At 46.9% G+C, this 15226-nt stretch carries 13 protein-coding genes; 3 read left to right on the top strand and 10 right to left on the bottom strand.

Going from position 1 to position 15226, the window contains the following annotated elements; translation table 11 throughout:
• Positions 1-40: 40 nt before the first annotated feature.
• From BN2762_RS04445 to BN2762_RS04455, 3 genes are all read right to left on the bottom strand, one after another.
• Positions 41-364: a hypothetical protein gene (locus BN2762_RS04445; RefSeq protein ID WP_055105815.1), complete on the bottom strand. Its 324-nt coding sequence runs from the start codon at positions 362-364 to the stop codon at positions 41-43.
• Between the two features lie 118 nt (positions 365-482).
• Positions 483-839, bottom strand: a complete 357-nt coding sequence (locus BN2762_RS04450) for a hypothetical protein (protein ID WP_055105816.1) — start codon at positions 837-839, stop codon at positions 483-485.
• A gap of 202 nt (positions 840-1041) precedes the next feature.
• Positions 1042-1374 carry a hypothetical protein gene (locus BN2762_RS04455; protein ID WP_055105817.1) on the bottom strand — a complete coding sequence of 111 codons (333 nt, stop codon included), beginning with the start codon at positions 1372-1374 and terminating at the stop codon, positions 1042-1044.
• A gap of 104 nt (positions 1375-1478) precedes the next feature.
• On the opposite strand from BN2762_RS04455, the gene BN2762_RS04460 reads away from it, so the two are divergent.
• The 3 genes from BN2762_RS04460 to BN2762_RS04470 all read left to right on the top strand — a co-directional run bounded on the left by BN2762_RS04460 (position 1479) and on the right by BN2762_RS04470 (position 4548).
• Entirely contained in the window at positions 1479-2939 is a 1461-nt protein-coding gene (locus tag BN2762_RS04460) for a hypothetical protein (RefSeq protein WP_055105818.1), read from the top strand.
• A 93-nt stretch (positions 2940-3032) separates the two neighbouring features.
• Positions 3033-3320, top strand: a complete 288-nt coding sequence (locus BN2762_RS04465; protein ID WP_055105819.1) for a WXG100 family type VII secretion target — start codon at positions 3033-3035, stop codon at positions 3318-3320.
• A 445-nt stretch (positions 3321-3765) separates the two neighbouring features.
• The gene (locus tag BN2762_RS04470) at positions 3766-4548 is read left to right on the top strand and encodes an IclR family transcriptional regulator (protein ID WP_055105820.1); all 783 of its coding nucleotides are present in this window, start codon (positions 3766-3768) and stop codon (positions 4546-4548) included.
• A gap of 379 nt (positions 4549-4927) precedes the next feature.
• Here BN2762_RS04470 and pgmB read toward each other — a convergent pair whose 3' ends face one another.
• The 7 genes from pgmB to BN2762_RS04505 all read right to left on the bottom strand — a co-directional run bounded on the left by pgmB (position 4928) and on the right by BN2762_RS04505 (position 14487).
• The gene (gene pgmB, locus BN2762_RS04475; protein WP_055105821.1) at positions 4928-5596 is read right to left on the bottom strand and encodes a beta-phosphoglucomutase; all 669 of its coding nucleotides are present in this window, start codon (positions 5594-5596) and stop codon (positions 4928-4930) included.
• Between the two features lies 1 nt (position 5597).
• On the bottom strand, positions 5598-7943 hold the full coding sequence (locus BN2762_RS04480) for a glycoside hydrolase family 65 protein (protein WP_055105971.1): 2346 nt from the start codon (positions 7941-7943) through the stop codon (positions 5598-5600).
• 155 nt (positions 7944-8098) lie between these two features.
• On the bottom strand, positions 8099-8929 hold the full coding sequence (locus BN2762_RS04485; RefSeq protein ID WP_055105822.1) for a carbohydrate ABC transporter permease: 831 nt from the start codon (positions 8927-8929) through the stop codon (positions 8099-8101).
• Positions 8929-9804, bottom strand: coding sequence for a carbohydrate ABC transporter permease (locus BN2762_RS04490; protein ID WP_055105823.1), 876 nt, complete (start codon positions 9802-9804; stop codon positions 8929-8931). The genes BN2762_RS04485 and BN2762_RS04490 overlap by 1 nt, the downstream gene beginning before the upstream one ends.
• A 12-nt stretch (positions 9805-9816) precedes the next feature.
• On the bottom strand, positions 9817-11085 hold the full coding sequence (locus BN2762_RS04495; protein WP_055105824.1) for an ABC transporter substrate-binding protein: 1269 nt from the start codon (positions 11083-11085) through the stop codon (positions 9817-9819).
• A 94-nt stretch (positions 11086-11179) separates the two neighbouring features.
• Positions 11180-12730 carry a response regulator gene (locus BN2762_RS04500; protein WP_055105825.1) on the bottom strand — a complete coding sequence of 517 codons (1551 nt, stop codon included), beginning with the start codon at positions 12728-12730 and terminating at the stop codon, positions 11180-11182.
• Positions 12730-14487 carry a sensor histidine kinase gene (locus BN2762_RS04505; protein ID WP_083484761.1) on the bottom strand — a complete coding sequence of 586 codons (1758 nt, stop codon included), beginning with the start codon at positions 14485-14487 and terminating at the stop codon, positions 12730-12732. The genes BN2762_RS04500 and BN2762_RS04505 overlap by 1 nt, the downstream gene beginning before the upstream one ends.
• Positions 14488-15226: the final 739 nt, after the last annotated feature.

Here is a 15226-nt window from a genome sequence, read left to right on the forward strand (position 1 = left end):
GTTTCAAATGATACTTCTTTCATGATAGGGGACTTTATCGTTACTGATTTCGGCCTTCGATAAACCAACTGGGACCCACAACATTGCGTACTTCTTTTCTTTTATAATCATATGTAATGTAAATCGGTACATCTTCATGCCCTGTAATATAACCTGTAAGAAAAATGGTCGAATTTATTGAAGGATGGATAATATCATAATCAGTGACTATAAACTCGCTATTATAATACTTTTTTATATATTCCTGACTCAGGATCGTAGCCGTCTCTACCATTTCCTTCTTCTCTATGCTGGATGTATAACGGTTCACCAGCCAGAGTGCAACTATAACAAGAGCAAGAACCAAAACCACTTTTTTCACCATGTTCATTCCTCCCTTCTATTTTTTTCGAGATCTATTCCTTATTTCCATTTCAATTACATCGAAACAAGATTAGTTGAAGAGACAGGCTACGACATTTCAGCAAAAAAAGAATCCTTTGCTACTGGGGGTTCTGTCCATTTGATGGAGAATATTTGGGATTCCGGGTGTCGATGAACCAACTGGGGCCCCCAACATTGCGTACTTCCTTTTTTTTATAATCATATGTAACAGAGATCCGTACATCTTCATGCCCTTTGATATAACCTTTAAGAAAAATAGTCGAATTTATCGAAGGATGAATAATATCATAATCGGTGACTATATATTCGCTGTTATAATACTTTTTTATATATTCCTGACTCAGGGTCGTAGCCGTCTCTACCATTTCCTTCTTCTCTATGCTGGATGTATAACGGTTCACCAGCCAGAGTGCAACTATAACAAGAGCAAGAACCAAAACCACTTTTTTCACCATGTTCATTCCTCCCTTCTATTTTTTTCGATACTTTCCCTTCAATTTCATCTAATCACACCGCAATAAATTAGTTCAAAAGAAACACTACTGAGTTCCAGATATACCTAAAGGGAATCATATGTAGTATAATAGTTCTAGTTCCTCATCCTGGAAAAGCAGCGATTAAACGGATAAATGTACCCTGCGTCATTTCAACAAAAAACTACTGCGTATCCTGCCCGCTTGAAGAGGAATACTTCGGTTTTCGAGTTTCGATGAACCAACTGGGTTCCTTAGCATAGTCTACTTCTTTTTCACGATAATTATAAGCAACGGTGATCGTTTCACCCTCATGCCCTTCAATATAACCATACATAAAGATAGTAGAAGAGATAGAAGGATGAATAATATCATAATCCTTCAATATATATTCACTGTTGTAATACTTTTTAATATATTCCTGACTCAGGATCGTGGCTGTTTCCACCATTTCCTTCTTCTCTATACTGGATGTATAGCGGCCTACCAGCCAGACCGTAACCAGAACCAGAGCCAAAGCTGCAACAACTTTCTTCGCCGAGTTACATTTCTCCTTTTATGGTAATTTATATATTTCGTAACTTTATAATATATTGGCAGAATAGACAAGGGGGAATAGCATTGACATACATTAGTGACAAGACCTACTGGACTATATCGGATGAGGTTTATCGTCGAGATATTACTCCTGGAAGTTACAATCACCGAGATCTTCCAGGCTGGAAAATCGTCGAACCCGAAGGAGCTATGCTGCATGATACCAATGGCTCCGGGTTCGATGCCACTGTCTTCTATAACGAGAAAGATAATCAGGTCATTATCGGCTACAGAGGTACGGAGCCGCCGGATCGCCCCTTTTGGAGTGTACTCATGGACTGGGGAACAGATTTGAATGATGTCGTTGGCTACCGCCCCAAGAATTTGGAGAAGGTCCATGAATACTATGAAAAGAACAAGGCAGAAATCGATGCCTTGCCTCCAGATTTAAGACTCTCCTTTACAAGATCCGAATCTGAGTATCAGAACAACCAGTTTATCCAAGCCCAGAACCTGTACGATGTAGTGCGGAAAGAATTTCCCAACGCTGAAATCTCCACAACAGGCCATTCCCTTGGTGGCGCGGAGGCTGAATATGTTGCGGTTCGCAACGGTATAAATTCGGTAAGCTTCAATGCTCCCAGCATCGTACACATCCTGCCGGATGATCTTCCGGAGAAGGTGAAGAACGGTGATTTTCGCTACACGAATATTGCTTATGTCCATCCGGGGGATACGATCGGCTCCGGTGTCACCAACGCCGAGCGGCATGTTGGAGAGACCTACTATATTAATTCGACCTTTGAAGACGCCAATAAGCGTAGTGTATTCGTTCCCTTCTCGATCCCCCAGAAGAGAGATAATCCTTTCGCACAATTTTTTCTGGGATACAAGTGGACGCCTATTCAGTGGGTTCCGGTTACGCTGCCCTTCGGACGGCAGGATGCATTAACTAAATTTTACAACTCCATAGCAGGTGATCAAACGCATTCCTTGCAGCATTTTGAGTTTGACGAAACAACCGGAAATATTAAGAATAGATTGTTCACTATGGATGGAGAAGCGGTTGACGGAAATCCTAGGGTAGCGGCATACGAACGAATGATGGCGGCACGAGCTGAATTCCAAGAAGCATGGGGAAATCTAGTAGAACGCTACGGCTCCCAATGGGGGGCTTTCGGACAACTCGCGGCGGCAGGATTGGGTATACCTATTGGAGATGGACATAAAGTAGACCGGCCTTATGCCGGGGGCCATGCTGACGGAAATAAAGGCGGAGGCACAATCCAACTCACGCCGGCGGAGCTGCAGCAAGCAGCCCGTCAAATGAGGAGCAGCCTGCATGAGTTCTCTAACTATACGAGAACCTCCATCCGTTTGTTCCAGGCTCAGGTTGAGACAAGTCACAGCCAGTCCCTAGCACCTATTGTCTACAACGCCATTACTTCATTTGAGCGGGTGAATCAATGGTATCAGCAATCTATAACGGATATTGCGAATTACATCGATCTAAAGGCACAGCTATTTATAGCTGCGGATCAATAATAGGCAGATCAGATGGAGATCAGAACGATTGAGGCTTGGTAAGTGTTAGGCATATCCAGAGTAATGATATTATGCAATGGGGAGGCTTAAGGGATGAACAGAATATCTGTACAGCTGGAGGATCTCAGAAGAGCTGTTCAACAGTGTGATCGCTTGAAGCAAAGACTCCAGTATCAGGAGCAGCAGATGAGAACGATCCACAGTCGTCTGCATGATTGGAAAGGCGAGTCAGCCGTCAATCTGGCTCGAAAGATGGAAGCATTTTTCCAAGGAGCAGCAACTCGCTCACAAGAGCTGGACATACATAAAGAGCAACTATTGCGCTATATCCGAAAGATGGAGCAGACGGATCTCACGACCTACGGCCAGTCACGCTATTAGTCAACAGGCTCCTGGTAATTCCAGGAGCCTGTTGAATTTCACCCGTTAAGCCGCAGCGGTTCTAGAATTCAACAAACAAAATCAGGGCTGCTTGCACCCATATTTTGCTCTCTGCCAATTTTGAAAACCATCTTCTCCCCTCGATCTTATTCTCCGAGTTCCCCCTATCATTTCTTTTCTTATACTATGGAAGTTTAAATATCAAAAAATGAACGAATTCATGAAATATGCTTAATTCCACTATAACCACAGGATAAAATCGTACCATTCACTAAATTTCCTCATTTTACCTTAATGATCTATTACTTAACACAAGCTTTCTACTTAGTTCCAAAGGCTACGCTTGAAGTAATTATAAAAACTCCTATTGACATTGTCGGATAAACCCCCGAACATAGTGGCTAGAGAAGTAAATTACTGCTATATATAGTTGGAGGTTATAGTATTGAACGAGAAAAGTCCTCGCCTGATTCAATCCGTGAAACGGGCGCTTGATATTGTGAACTGCTTCGATTCGCTGCATACTCAGCTGTCGCTCACGGAAATCAGCGAGAAGCTGAATCTGAACATAAGCACCGTATATGGTCTGGTCAATACGCTATGCGCGTATTCTTATATTGATAAAAATCCAAACAACGGCAAGTACAGACTCGGCCTCGAGTTTCTGTTGAAGGCCAATCTGGTCTCGCAAAGCCTCGATCTCAAGGAAATCGGCCATCCGTATCTCACTCAGCTGACCAAGAAATTCCACGAGACTTCCCACTTGTACGTCTACCAGCATGAGCAAATTTTCTGCGTGGACAAAGTAGAGTCCCCGAACAATTATTTCATTATTAGTTCACGGGCCGGCAGCAAGCTGCCGATGCACGCCTCCGCTTCGGGGAAAATATTTCTGGCCCACATGCCTGAGCTGGAGCTGCAGAGCTTACTGCAGCATTATAAACTGACCAAGCTAACGGAGAAGACGATCACCGATAAAAAGAAGCTTCTACATAACCTGCAGCAAATTCGGGAACAAGGATACAGCATTGAGGATGAGGAAATCGAGGCAGGCGCTTATAGCCTTGCCGCACCCGTAAAGGACGCCGGTGGTCAAACCATCGGCACGATCAGCATTATCGGCTCGCTGAAACGGATCAAAGAGAATGAGGAGCAGATCCTCGCGGATTTGCTCGCTGCTGCGCAGGGGATTTCAGGCCAATTCGGCTATCCGGTCAAGCCCGTTTAAGGCTGACAGAACAAGAATCGTCTACCGGATCTTTCAGAGAAGAAGGCATATCGTATCCTGAAGGCAGGCATGGAGCGTTGACCTTGCATCAACAATGATCATCGGCAGAAGCCATCATTAAACCTATTATCATAAATAAAATGAACCCTGAAGGGTTCCATTAGGATACAGCTTGATTTAACAATTTGGTCGTATAACTTGGCTATATAGCTTGGCTGTGCAACTTGATTGAACAATTTGGTCATATAACTTGGTCGTATAACTTGGTTGATTCAATTTGATTGAACAACTTGCGTGTATAACTTAACCCCGCTATCAGCGGGGTTAACTATATCAATTAACAATATCGGCTCGGAGATACAGCGATCCCCGCCTTTGATTAATTCAGGTTTGCCGCTTGCAGCAGCGCGGATAAATTCAATTTGGCCGTGCTGTCGTACACGATATCGGCGCCGGAGGCACGAAGCAGCTTCTGCTCTCCGATCCCGACCGCAAACATCCCTGCCGCCTTAATCGCCATAACCCCTGCCTGCGCATCCTCAATCCCGATACAGCATGCAGGATCGGCTCCCGCGGCCTTCGCTCCCTTTAAGAAAATATCAGGCGCCGGCTTGCCGGGAATGCCGTCGGGATCCACAATCGTGTGGAAACGCTCCGCAAGGCCCAGAGAGCTTAAAATTTGCGGGGCATTCTTGCTCGCAGACGTAAGCACCGCGGGGACTCGATGCTCTGCCAGCTCGTCAAGCAGTTCATGAATTCCCGGGTAGACATGCTCAGGAGCAAGCTGCGTTAACAGTGATACGTAATGCTTGTTCTTGTCTGCAGCCAGCTGCTCCTTCTGCTGCATTGTATACTGGTGCTCCTTCCGTCCATGCACGAGGATCCGCTCCAGGGATTCCATGCGGCTAATCCCCTTGAGCTGCTCGTTAAAAGCCCGGTCAATATCGATCCCGATCTGCTCCGCCATTTGCTTCCATGCTAAATAATGATACTCTGCGGTATCGGTAATGACACCGTCCAGATCGAATAATACAGCTTCCAGCTTCATCTCAGCTTCTCTCCTCTTTCGCTTCTGCCAGGTTGATTGTCAACACATCGCTGAAGCGGTATTCCTTCCCGTAAACCTCCAGCTTGACCGGGACGCGATCCATCGCCTTAATCACTAGCCGATCCTCCGTGATCTCTGCTTCCAGACGCTGACCTTGCCAATGGATCGTGAACTCCAGCCGGCTCCAATGCTCCGGCAGCTTAGGGTTCATCCTTAATTCGCCATGCAGCATGCGCATTCCGGCGAAGCCCATTACAATCACCTGCCAGATGCCGCCGATCGAAGCCGCATGTATCCCTAAATCGGAGGATTTCATTTCCGGCCCCAAATCAATCTCACAAGCCTGTCTGAACAGCCGGTAAGCGAGCGGACCATCTCCCAAATCATTGGCGAGTATCGCATGCGTGGACAGACTCAAGGAGGAGTCGTGGATCGTCTTCGGCTCGTAGTAATTATAGTTGGCGACCTTAACGTCATGCGCGAATTTGTCTTCAAGCAAATAGAACAGGATCATTAAATCAGCCTGCTTGGATACCTGAATATCGCTCAATTGCTCCAGGCTGTAATCCTCGAAAATCGTATTTACATGGGTCTGGTTCTTATATTTCGTCAAATCGATAATCCGCTTCGTCAAATAAGTATCATCCTGCGGGATGACAAGGTCTTCCCCCGGCTGCGGAAGATAAATTTTATCGATGCATTGCATCCAGGCCTCCATCGCCTGATCCAATTCCAGTGCATCATTCAGACGATGAAATACAGCAGAATCGCTCTCCTTCAGACGGCTATAGTACTCAATGGCAAGCTGCATGTTGAAATGGGCAAAATAATTCGTAAACGCATTGTTGTCCACATGCTCTTTGTACTCGTCGGGGCCGATCACATCATTAATGCAATACTGCCCCCGATCTGCATTCCATTCCAGACGGCTGCCCCAGAACCTGGCCGTATCAAAAATAATTTCATAGCCGTAATCGTCCATAAAGGCTTGATCGCCGGTTACCTTATAATACTGCCATACCGCAAACGCCACATCCGCAGTAATATGCTGCTCAATAAAGCCGGTCCAGATCTTCGTCTGCTTGCCGGTGACGATATCCACGCGCCCCCATTCCTGGGCCATCTCGCCGTCGCTCGGCCAGGCAGCCTCCCAGGGATACATAGCCCCTTCGTAGCCGTTGCTACGCGCCTTTTTTCTCGCCCCTTCAAGCCCTAAATAACGGTAAGTCAAGAGCGATCTGGCCACCTCAGGATTGGAATAAATAAAGAAGGGAAGAATGAACATCTCCGTATCCCAGAAGGAGTGCCCCTGATAGCCCTCGCCGCTAAGCCCCTTGGCAGCAATCCCCATCCGTTCATCATGGGCCGGAGTCATAATCGTCAAATGATAGAGTGCAAAACGCGCCGCCAGAAGGTCGAAGGCGTCCTTGGATTCAATGTTAAGCTTGTATTGCTTCCACACCTTCTGTTCCCACGCCTGCACATGCTGCGCAAACAAGCCTTCATAGCCCTTGGCTGCACACTGCTTCAAGGTGGAGAGCGCTCGATCGCGCATCTCCTGCAGCGTCAGGCCGTCGAACGCTTTATCCCGGGACGTGTGCACGGTCGTCAATTTCTCAAGCGAGAATTTCTGCCCCTTCGCAAGGGTCCCTTTATAGCTGAGCATAATCAAACGGCGATCCATCCGCATAAACGGCTCACTCAGCTCCGAGCCCGCAAGAGTAACGCGATGCACCGTATGGAACATGAAATCAATATGGGATTCTTTCGTTCTCGCCACCATCTCTACATACTTCTTGTCATAGATCCGCTTCTCCCCTTCAAAGAAATGCTGTGCCCCGCTGTTGGACACCTGGGCATTCACGCCGCTCTCCACGCTTACATGCACGTCATCGCTCAGCGCCTCCAGCTCCATCTGCATGCCGATAAGGTGCAGATTGTCGAGCGACACGAACCTTCTGAACTTCAACACCACCCGTTTCCCGGCCGAGGTTGACCAAATAAACGATCTTCTCAGCTCCGCAGTCTTGAGGTTCAGCGCCCTAACGTAATCCTCCGTGCGCACGGATGCATCCAAGCGTTCCCCATCTATAAAAATATTCATCCGGGTCACATCGGCGGCGTTCGGCAGCTCCGCTACCTCCTGCGCATCCGATTTGTTAAAGGTTCCGGCGACAAACAGATTCCTTACCTCACCGACATAGGGTTCCTCCGCAGCACTGCGCAGCCCCATATATCCGTTGCCGAGAGACATGATCGCCTCGGCCTTCCCCAGCCAGTTGCTGGAGAACGATGATTCAGCCACAATCCAGTTCTTCTCCTCGCCCGTTCCTAAATCATATTTCATCCCCACGCTAAATTCCTCCAATCCGATGCCGTTTTGCGCATCGCAAGATTTATCTTCGATTGATGTCCCAAACTGCATAAGCAAAAGCCCGTTCCCCTATAAGAAAAATAGGAATACGGGCATCAACTATTTCAATGATCATTGCAAGCTGCTTCTTAACCCTTGACTGCACCCGCAGTGATTCCATCTATAATGTTGCGCTGCATGATAATGAAGAAGATAATCACCGGGATCGATGCCATTGTCAGAGCAGCCATCGCCAAGTGCCATTCATTCATGTATTGCCCGAAATAAACCGACGAAGCTAGCGGAATCGTCTGATTCTTCTTGGAGCTGAGCGTGATCAGCGGAAGCAGGAAGTCATTCCAGATCCACAAGGAATGCAGAATGGCAATCGTTGTCGTAATGGGCTTAAGCAGCGGCAGTACGATGCGGAAGAATGCGCCTACAATGCCGTTGCCGTCAATCAAGGCGGCCTCCTCCAGCTCACGAGGAATCGATTTGATAAATCCATGGTACAGGAACAGAGCTAGCGGAATGCCGAAGCCCCAGTACATAATGATTACCCCGGTGATCGAGTCCATCATATGCAGGTCGCTCGCTACCTTGACCAGCGGAATCATCAACGACTGGAACGGAATAACCAGAGATGACAGGATCAGCATGAACAATGCCGTGCTCACCCACCCGGGACGCCGTACGAACTGGTACGCGGCAGGCGCGCTGATCAATAAAATCCCGACTACGGACACGACAGTGATCATCAATGAGTTCATGAACACGCCGCCGAAATTCAATTGATTCCATACCGTCTTGAAATTATCAAAGTGCAAAACACTTGGCAATGAAGCTACCGATGAAACAACTTCATTATAGGATTTAAATGAATTCACCAGCGTGACGTACAATGGAAAGAATACGAATATAGCAATTACAAATAAGATTGTAAATATAATCCAATTCAATCTCTTGTCTCGTTTCTTCATTACATTTCTACCTCCCTACGTTTCAGTACAAGGGACTGAACAATAGTAACGGTAGCTAGAATAAGGAAGAATATAACCGCCTTTGATGAAGCATAAGTGAACAGGTTTCTGCCGAAGCCTTCGGTATAAATGTGATAAGCCAGGGATTGTGTGGTTCCGAAGGGCCCCCCGCCCGTTAACGAGTAGTTCAAGTCAAATCCTTTGAAGCCATTGGCAATAGCCAGGAACAGGTTAATCGTGATCGCCGGTCTAATTAGCGGAAATACGACATTTCGCATTCTGCCCCAATAACCGGCTCCGTCAATTTCCGAAGCTTCTATCAAATCCTTCGGTACGCCCTGCAGGGCAGATAGATAAATGATCATGAAGTAGCCCACAGATTGCCATACGGCAACCATAACAATGGACCAGAATGCATAATCCGGCAGGCTTAGCCAGTTCTTTTGAAAAATAGACCAGCCGGTAGCCTCACCGATTTGAGCAAACAAATTCGTAATAATAAACTTCCAGATAAAGCCGACAATAACCGAGCCCATAACATAAGGCAGGAAATAGACCGTCCGCAGCAAATTTCTGAGCTTGATCGCCCGGTTCAGGCCAAGGGCAAGGAGCAGTCCAAAAATATTCAGCAGAATCGTAGTTGCCGCCACATACTTGGCCGTAAAATTAAATGACTTCCAGAAGGAGGCATCGTGGAGCAGCTGTTGATAGTTGCTCCACCCGACCCATTGGATGTTGCTGCTAATTCCATCCCAATCCTGAAAGCTGAAGATAATCGCTCTCAGGAATGGAATCAGAATAATCAATGTGAAGAACAGGATAGCCGGCGCAACGAAAGCTGCGTATATCAACCATCCGCGTGATTTAATCGCCATGTCCAATCATTCCTATTTTCTGACTTTTTGATCCCAGATGCTTTGCAGTTCTATGATGGCTTGATCTTTGTCATATTGTTCGCCGACATAGGCTTGCAGAGGTACTGTGAAGTCTTCCGCAATCCCGGATGGCCACAGCTGGAACGACCAGATCAGCGTCTTCTCATCCTTCAAATACTTGTCGAGATCTTCGGCCAAAGGCCCCAGATCAGACGTTGTTTCCAAATCCGTAAAAGCAGGAATCATCTTATAAGAATCCACGATATACTTCTGGCCATTCTCGTGCAGCCAAGTCAAAAACTTCTTGCTCTCATCGACGACCTTGGAATCTTTGTTAATGGAATAGTACGTGGATACGCCTACAGGCATCTTTGTATCCTCTGGGTTGTCATTCAAAGGAATCGCGAACATCCCGATGTTCATATCTGGATTAATCTTCGTAATCGAATCGATCGCCCATACGCCTTGCTGGATCATAGCCGTTTTGCCGGAGGCGAATTCGGACACTTGATTGTCATAGTTGAGACCGATCGTATCCGTGCCTTTACCGTAGTCTACCGTCATGTCCAATACATCGAAGAAACCGTCCAAGTTTTTGAGATCGGCGATTTTGGCTTCGCCTTTGTACATTTTCTCAATCATGCCTTCCGAATCCGGCTCATAAGCGAACGGAAGATTGAACAAATGCTGGCCGAGCACCCAGAACGAGTTATAGCCCTCGGAGTAGGATAGAATGCCTGCCGCCTTCAATTTCTCGTTGACTTCCTTCAATTCCGCTAATGTCTCAGGCAGCTTCTCGATGCCTGCTTGGGCGAACAAATCCTTGTTGTAAATGAAGCCGTAGCCCTCCACCGCCAGCGGGAAGCCGTATTTCTTGCCATCGACGGTCATCCCTGGTACGGACGACGGAATAACCTTGTCCATCCAGGGCTCATTGGATAAATCAACAAGCCTTTCCGACCAATCCTGAATGTCCGTATAAGCTCTCGTCATAAAAATATCGGGGCCGTCCCCGGCTGCAAAGCGGGTTTTCACCAGCGTATCGTAATTGCCGGTAACCTGGGCCTCAATAATGACATTTGGATTTTCAGCCATATAGTCGGCGGCCATCGCTTTGATTTTATCCGTGATTTCCGTCTTGAAATCCATAATCTTGATCGTTACTTTTTCGGAATCCGCCCCTGCTCCCTCATTGGTTTTTGGGCTGCTTCCGCCAGCACATCCGCTGATCAGGGACAAAAGTACAACACTGGTGAGAAGCATTAACATAACCTTGCGCATCTTTATATACCCCCTAAGTTGTTGTTTGCTACAATTTTATTCTATGAGTTTCTCCAATGTCGAAACATAGACGATCTTCGCCGAAACTAGTACTTTATGAACCTCGTACCATCTTGCGATATTTTAACGGGGACAAGCCATGCTGCCTGCGGAACACTTTGCTGAAATAGCTCTCATCCTGGTAGCCGATCATTTCCGAAATTTTAACTACCGGCAGATCGGTATGCTCAAGCAAGGACTTGGCCTTCTGCATGCGCAGCTCCGTCTGATAGGTAATGACGGTCATGTTATACTTCTCTTTGAATCTTCTGGCGATATGCTGCGGACTGAAATGGAATCTCTCCGACAGCTCATTCAGGGAGAAATTCTCATGAAAGTGCTGTTCAATATAATCATGGATAAGTTGAATGCTCCTGCCTTCGTAGCCGTTGTTCCCGGACTCCTCGATCAACCGCCACCACTGCTGAATCCACTTGCTTCCCCATTCCTCGATATAACTGATCCATACAGAAAGGGACAGGCCCTCCATGTCCTTGTCCATCTGAAGGCAGGCCCGCTCGATCATATAATTGGCTTCCTTGGTATAGCGCTGAAGATCTGCCAGGGTCACATCCCCGCACTGCTGAAGCTCATCCGCAAACCCTTGGATTACCTCTTCAATCCGTAGCTTATCCCCGTTCTCCAACGCGATGTTCAGCTGCAATTCTCTATCGGACAACGCGGGTTTATCCGGGCCAGTCCGCTGCCCAGCGATGATCGGAGACTGGATCAGCTCCAGCCTCGCGCTCAAGTACTGCTGCTGAGCCTGCAGCAAGCCGGAGACCTGCTGACTGATCCCCGTGAACGTCTCCAGCCCGATTGTCGAATTCCAGGCCGCCGTCATTTTATGAATATAGAAATCTAATGAGCTTGCCATTTCCCCGCCCGGAGCTTCTCCTGTAACCAATACCCACAATTCATCCTCAAAATGGAACAGAAGATGGCGTCCATACCCTGCTAACGTCTCTTGTGCTATATTCTTGACTGTGAAGGAGAACAGTCCGCTATCTCCGTTATAGCGCCGCTTCATCAAGCCCGAACCATTCCTCATCAATATAAGAGAAATCCTGACGCAGTTCGGCGATATGCCGAGCTTCCGGCAGTAATTCTCCAGTTCGGGCAGGGATGCATCATCCCCTCTTAACAGCTGGGTCATCTTCTGTTCCATCACGACATAATCGGCCTGCTGGACAAGGAAGCCCGTATCCCGTTTGGCACGCATGCTGCTCTCCCGCTGCTTGCACAAGGCAACTGCCTGCGCCAGCGCTTGTTCGAGATCCCGCTTCTTAAAGGGCTTCAATATATAATCCACGCCTTTGGCGCGAATCGTAGCCTGGGTGTAAATAAAGTCATCGTATCCGCTAACGACGATAATCTGAATATCCGGGTAATCGCGGCGAATCAGATCCAACAGTTGAATCCCGTTCATCTCTGGCATGCTCATATCACAAAACACGATTCCCGGCTTATGCCGGCGTATCAGCTCCAATGCCTCGCTCCCATTCTCGGCCTGGAGTCGCTCATCAATGTCGAACTGTTCCCAATCTACCGCCAGATCAATTCCTTCCCTGACATGCTCCTCGTCATCGACAATCAATACTCTCATTACGGTTCCTTCCTTTCTTCTGTCTTGTCCACTGCGATGTATAATGAAATGATCGTCGCCTCATAAGGCACGCTGGTCATATCCCACGTAAAACCGGAGCCGTAGAGCAGCCGCAGCCGCTGTAATACGTTGATTAAACCGATCCCGTTATGGCCGTAATGCAGCTTGTCCTCTAAATAATCACTGCGGATCGCCTCGATTTTCTCCGCCGGGATCCCCTTGCCGTTGTCAATCACGCGAATCAGCAGAACATGATTTTCAGTGTTCTCCTGTCGCCTCAGGTCTATTTCAAGCCGGATGCTGCCGTAGCCGCGGCCCTTTTCAATTCCGTGCACAATACTGTTCTCAATCAAAGGCTGCAGCAGCATCTTCGGCACTTCCATGGAAGTGGCCTCCGGATGGCAGGTCATAGAATAGGTTAATTTGTTCTTGAACCTCCCTAATTGAATGGACATGTAGTCTTCGATATGCTTGACTTCCATGCTCAGCCTAACAACGTCGGTGCGGAAATCCATGCTGTAGCGCAGGATCGATCCCAGCTCGGCAATCTTGTCACTTAGTTCATATGCCTTCGCTTTTAACGCAACCGTGCCGATATACTGCATCGTATTATACAGAAAGTGCGGGTTGATTTGAGCCTGCAGCATTTTTAATTGTGCTGTAGACAGCTCTAGCTTGTACCGGTATTCCCGATTCATGAACTCGTCCAGATTTCTTACCATCGTATAGAACCGATCCTCCAAAATCCCGAGCTCGTCTATTCTCTGGCTCTCCTTCTCAATGTCAAAGTTCCCCTGCTCGACGCGCACCATGCTGCGAAGCAGTCTTTTAATCGGAAGAATAATGAAATAAGACAGAATGACGGCTAAAATGATGACGAAGATAATCGCAATCAGCAGGATCACAACCGATTGATTCAACGTTGTGTAAGCGGAGGCATTAATGACCGAATCAGATATATATTTCACGAGGGTAAAGGGCAAATTTTTATTCTCATTGTTTGAGTAGATGAATACTCCTTTTTTACCGTTCATTTCCCCTGCAAATGATCCCTTGCCGCCCGCCATCTTGCTTTGAATAGAACCGACCCCGTTTGTTTGCTCAAGCGAGCTGTACAGAAACTGCTTCTGGTCATGAATCATCAAAAAATAAGCGCTGTCCTGCAGAACCTGGGTATGAATCAATTTATCGATTTCACTAAGGCTCACATAAATGTTTATCGTTCCGAGGACCGTCGCTCCCGGATAATCGACCAGATTTTTCTGGATCAATAAAATGTTCTTGCCGCCCAGCCTCTTAACGCTGTAAACCGTAGCCTCGCCCTCGATCTCATCATAATCGCTGAGCATTTTCTTAATTTCATTGTTGCCCACGTCCGAAGAGGTAAAGGTCAGATTTTTGGTCTTGCTGATATACTGAACTCCATGGAATTCGGGGCGGCTGATATACATGGCATTCACTTTATTGTAGATGTACAGCTTCTGAAGGGCAGAGATTTCCGTGGAACGCAAATATTTCATGAGCTGGGGGTCTACATAAAAAGAGCCAGTCAGCATATTCAGATCCTCGAAATAGATTTTGAGGTTATTCGAAATAATCTCCATCGCATTCTGGTTTACGTCAATCACCTGCTGCTCCATAGAGCTGGAAATCGTGCGGTAAGCAAACACGCTCGCCAGCAGGAAGGGCAGAATCGCCACGCACAGCATGACGACCAGCAATTTTCTAAATAAGCTTCTTTTGAGCCATTTCATCATACTCCCCCATATCCTCTAAGTTGTTAATACAAAAGAATCCCCCTTTGCCCTGGCTTTGATTCCGGTAATCTGGAATGGATGGGTCAAATGAGGGATCTTATTTTGTATGAAAGTAATTGATAATATTTTATCTGCATGAAGTAAATTTATCAACGAGAAAAAATTAGCGCCATAAAAAAACTGCACCTCCAATGTCAGATCATATCTAACCATGGGGTGCAGTTCATCTTCAAGGATGGAGTCTATTCTGCCTATCTATTTCTTTGATAAAGTTTTTTTCGTTGCTTAAGGCTTTTTCTCTGCATGAAGTCTTTTTCGTTGTTTGAAGTCTGTTTTTTGTCTAAGTTTATTTCTTTGTCTATGCCTATTTTTCTGGCTATGCCTACTTCTCTCTGGCTATGCCTACTTCTCTCTGGCTATGCCCACTTCTCTCTGGCTATGCCTACTTCTCTCTGGCTATGCCCACTTCTCTCTGGCTATGCTATTATTTCTCTCTGGCTATGCCCACTTCTCTCTGGCTATGCCTATTTCTCTCTGGCTATGCCCACTTCTCTCTGGCTATGCCTATTTCTCTCTGGCTATGCCCACTTCTCTCTGGCTATGCCTATTTCTCTCTGGCTATGCTATTATTTCTCTGGCTATGTCCCGTCCGCGGCCCTCTCTTGGAATGGAAGCTGGCTGAGCCGACCCGTTATTAAAGTTTGACTTAGCGCGTCCCGGATTGTAGTTTAACTTAACG

Source organism: Paenibacillus ihumii, from assembly GCF_001403875.1.
In the GTDB taxonomy this organism is placed as follows: Bacteria; Bacillota; Bacilli; order Paenibacillales; family Paenibacillaceae; genus Fontibacillus; species Fontibacillus ihumii.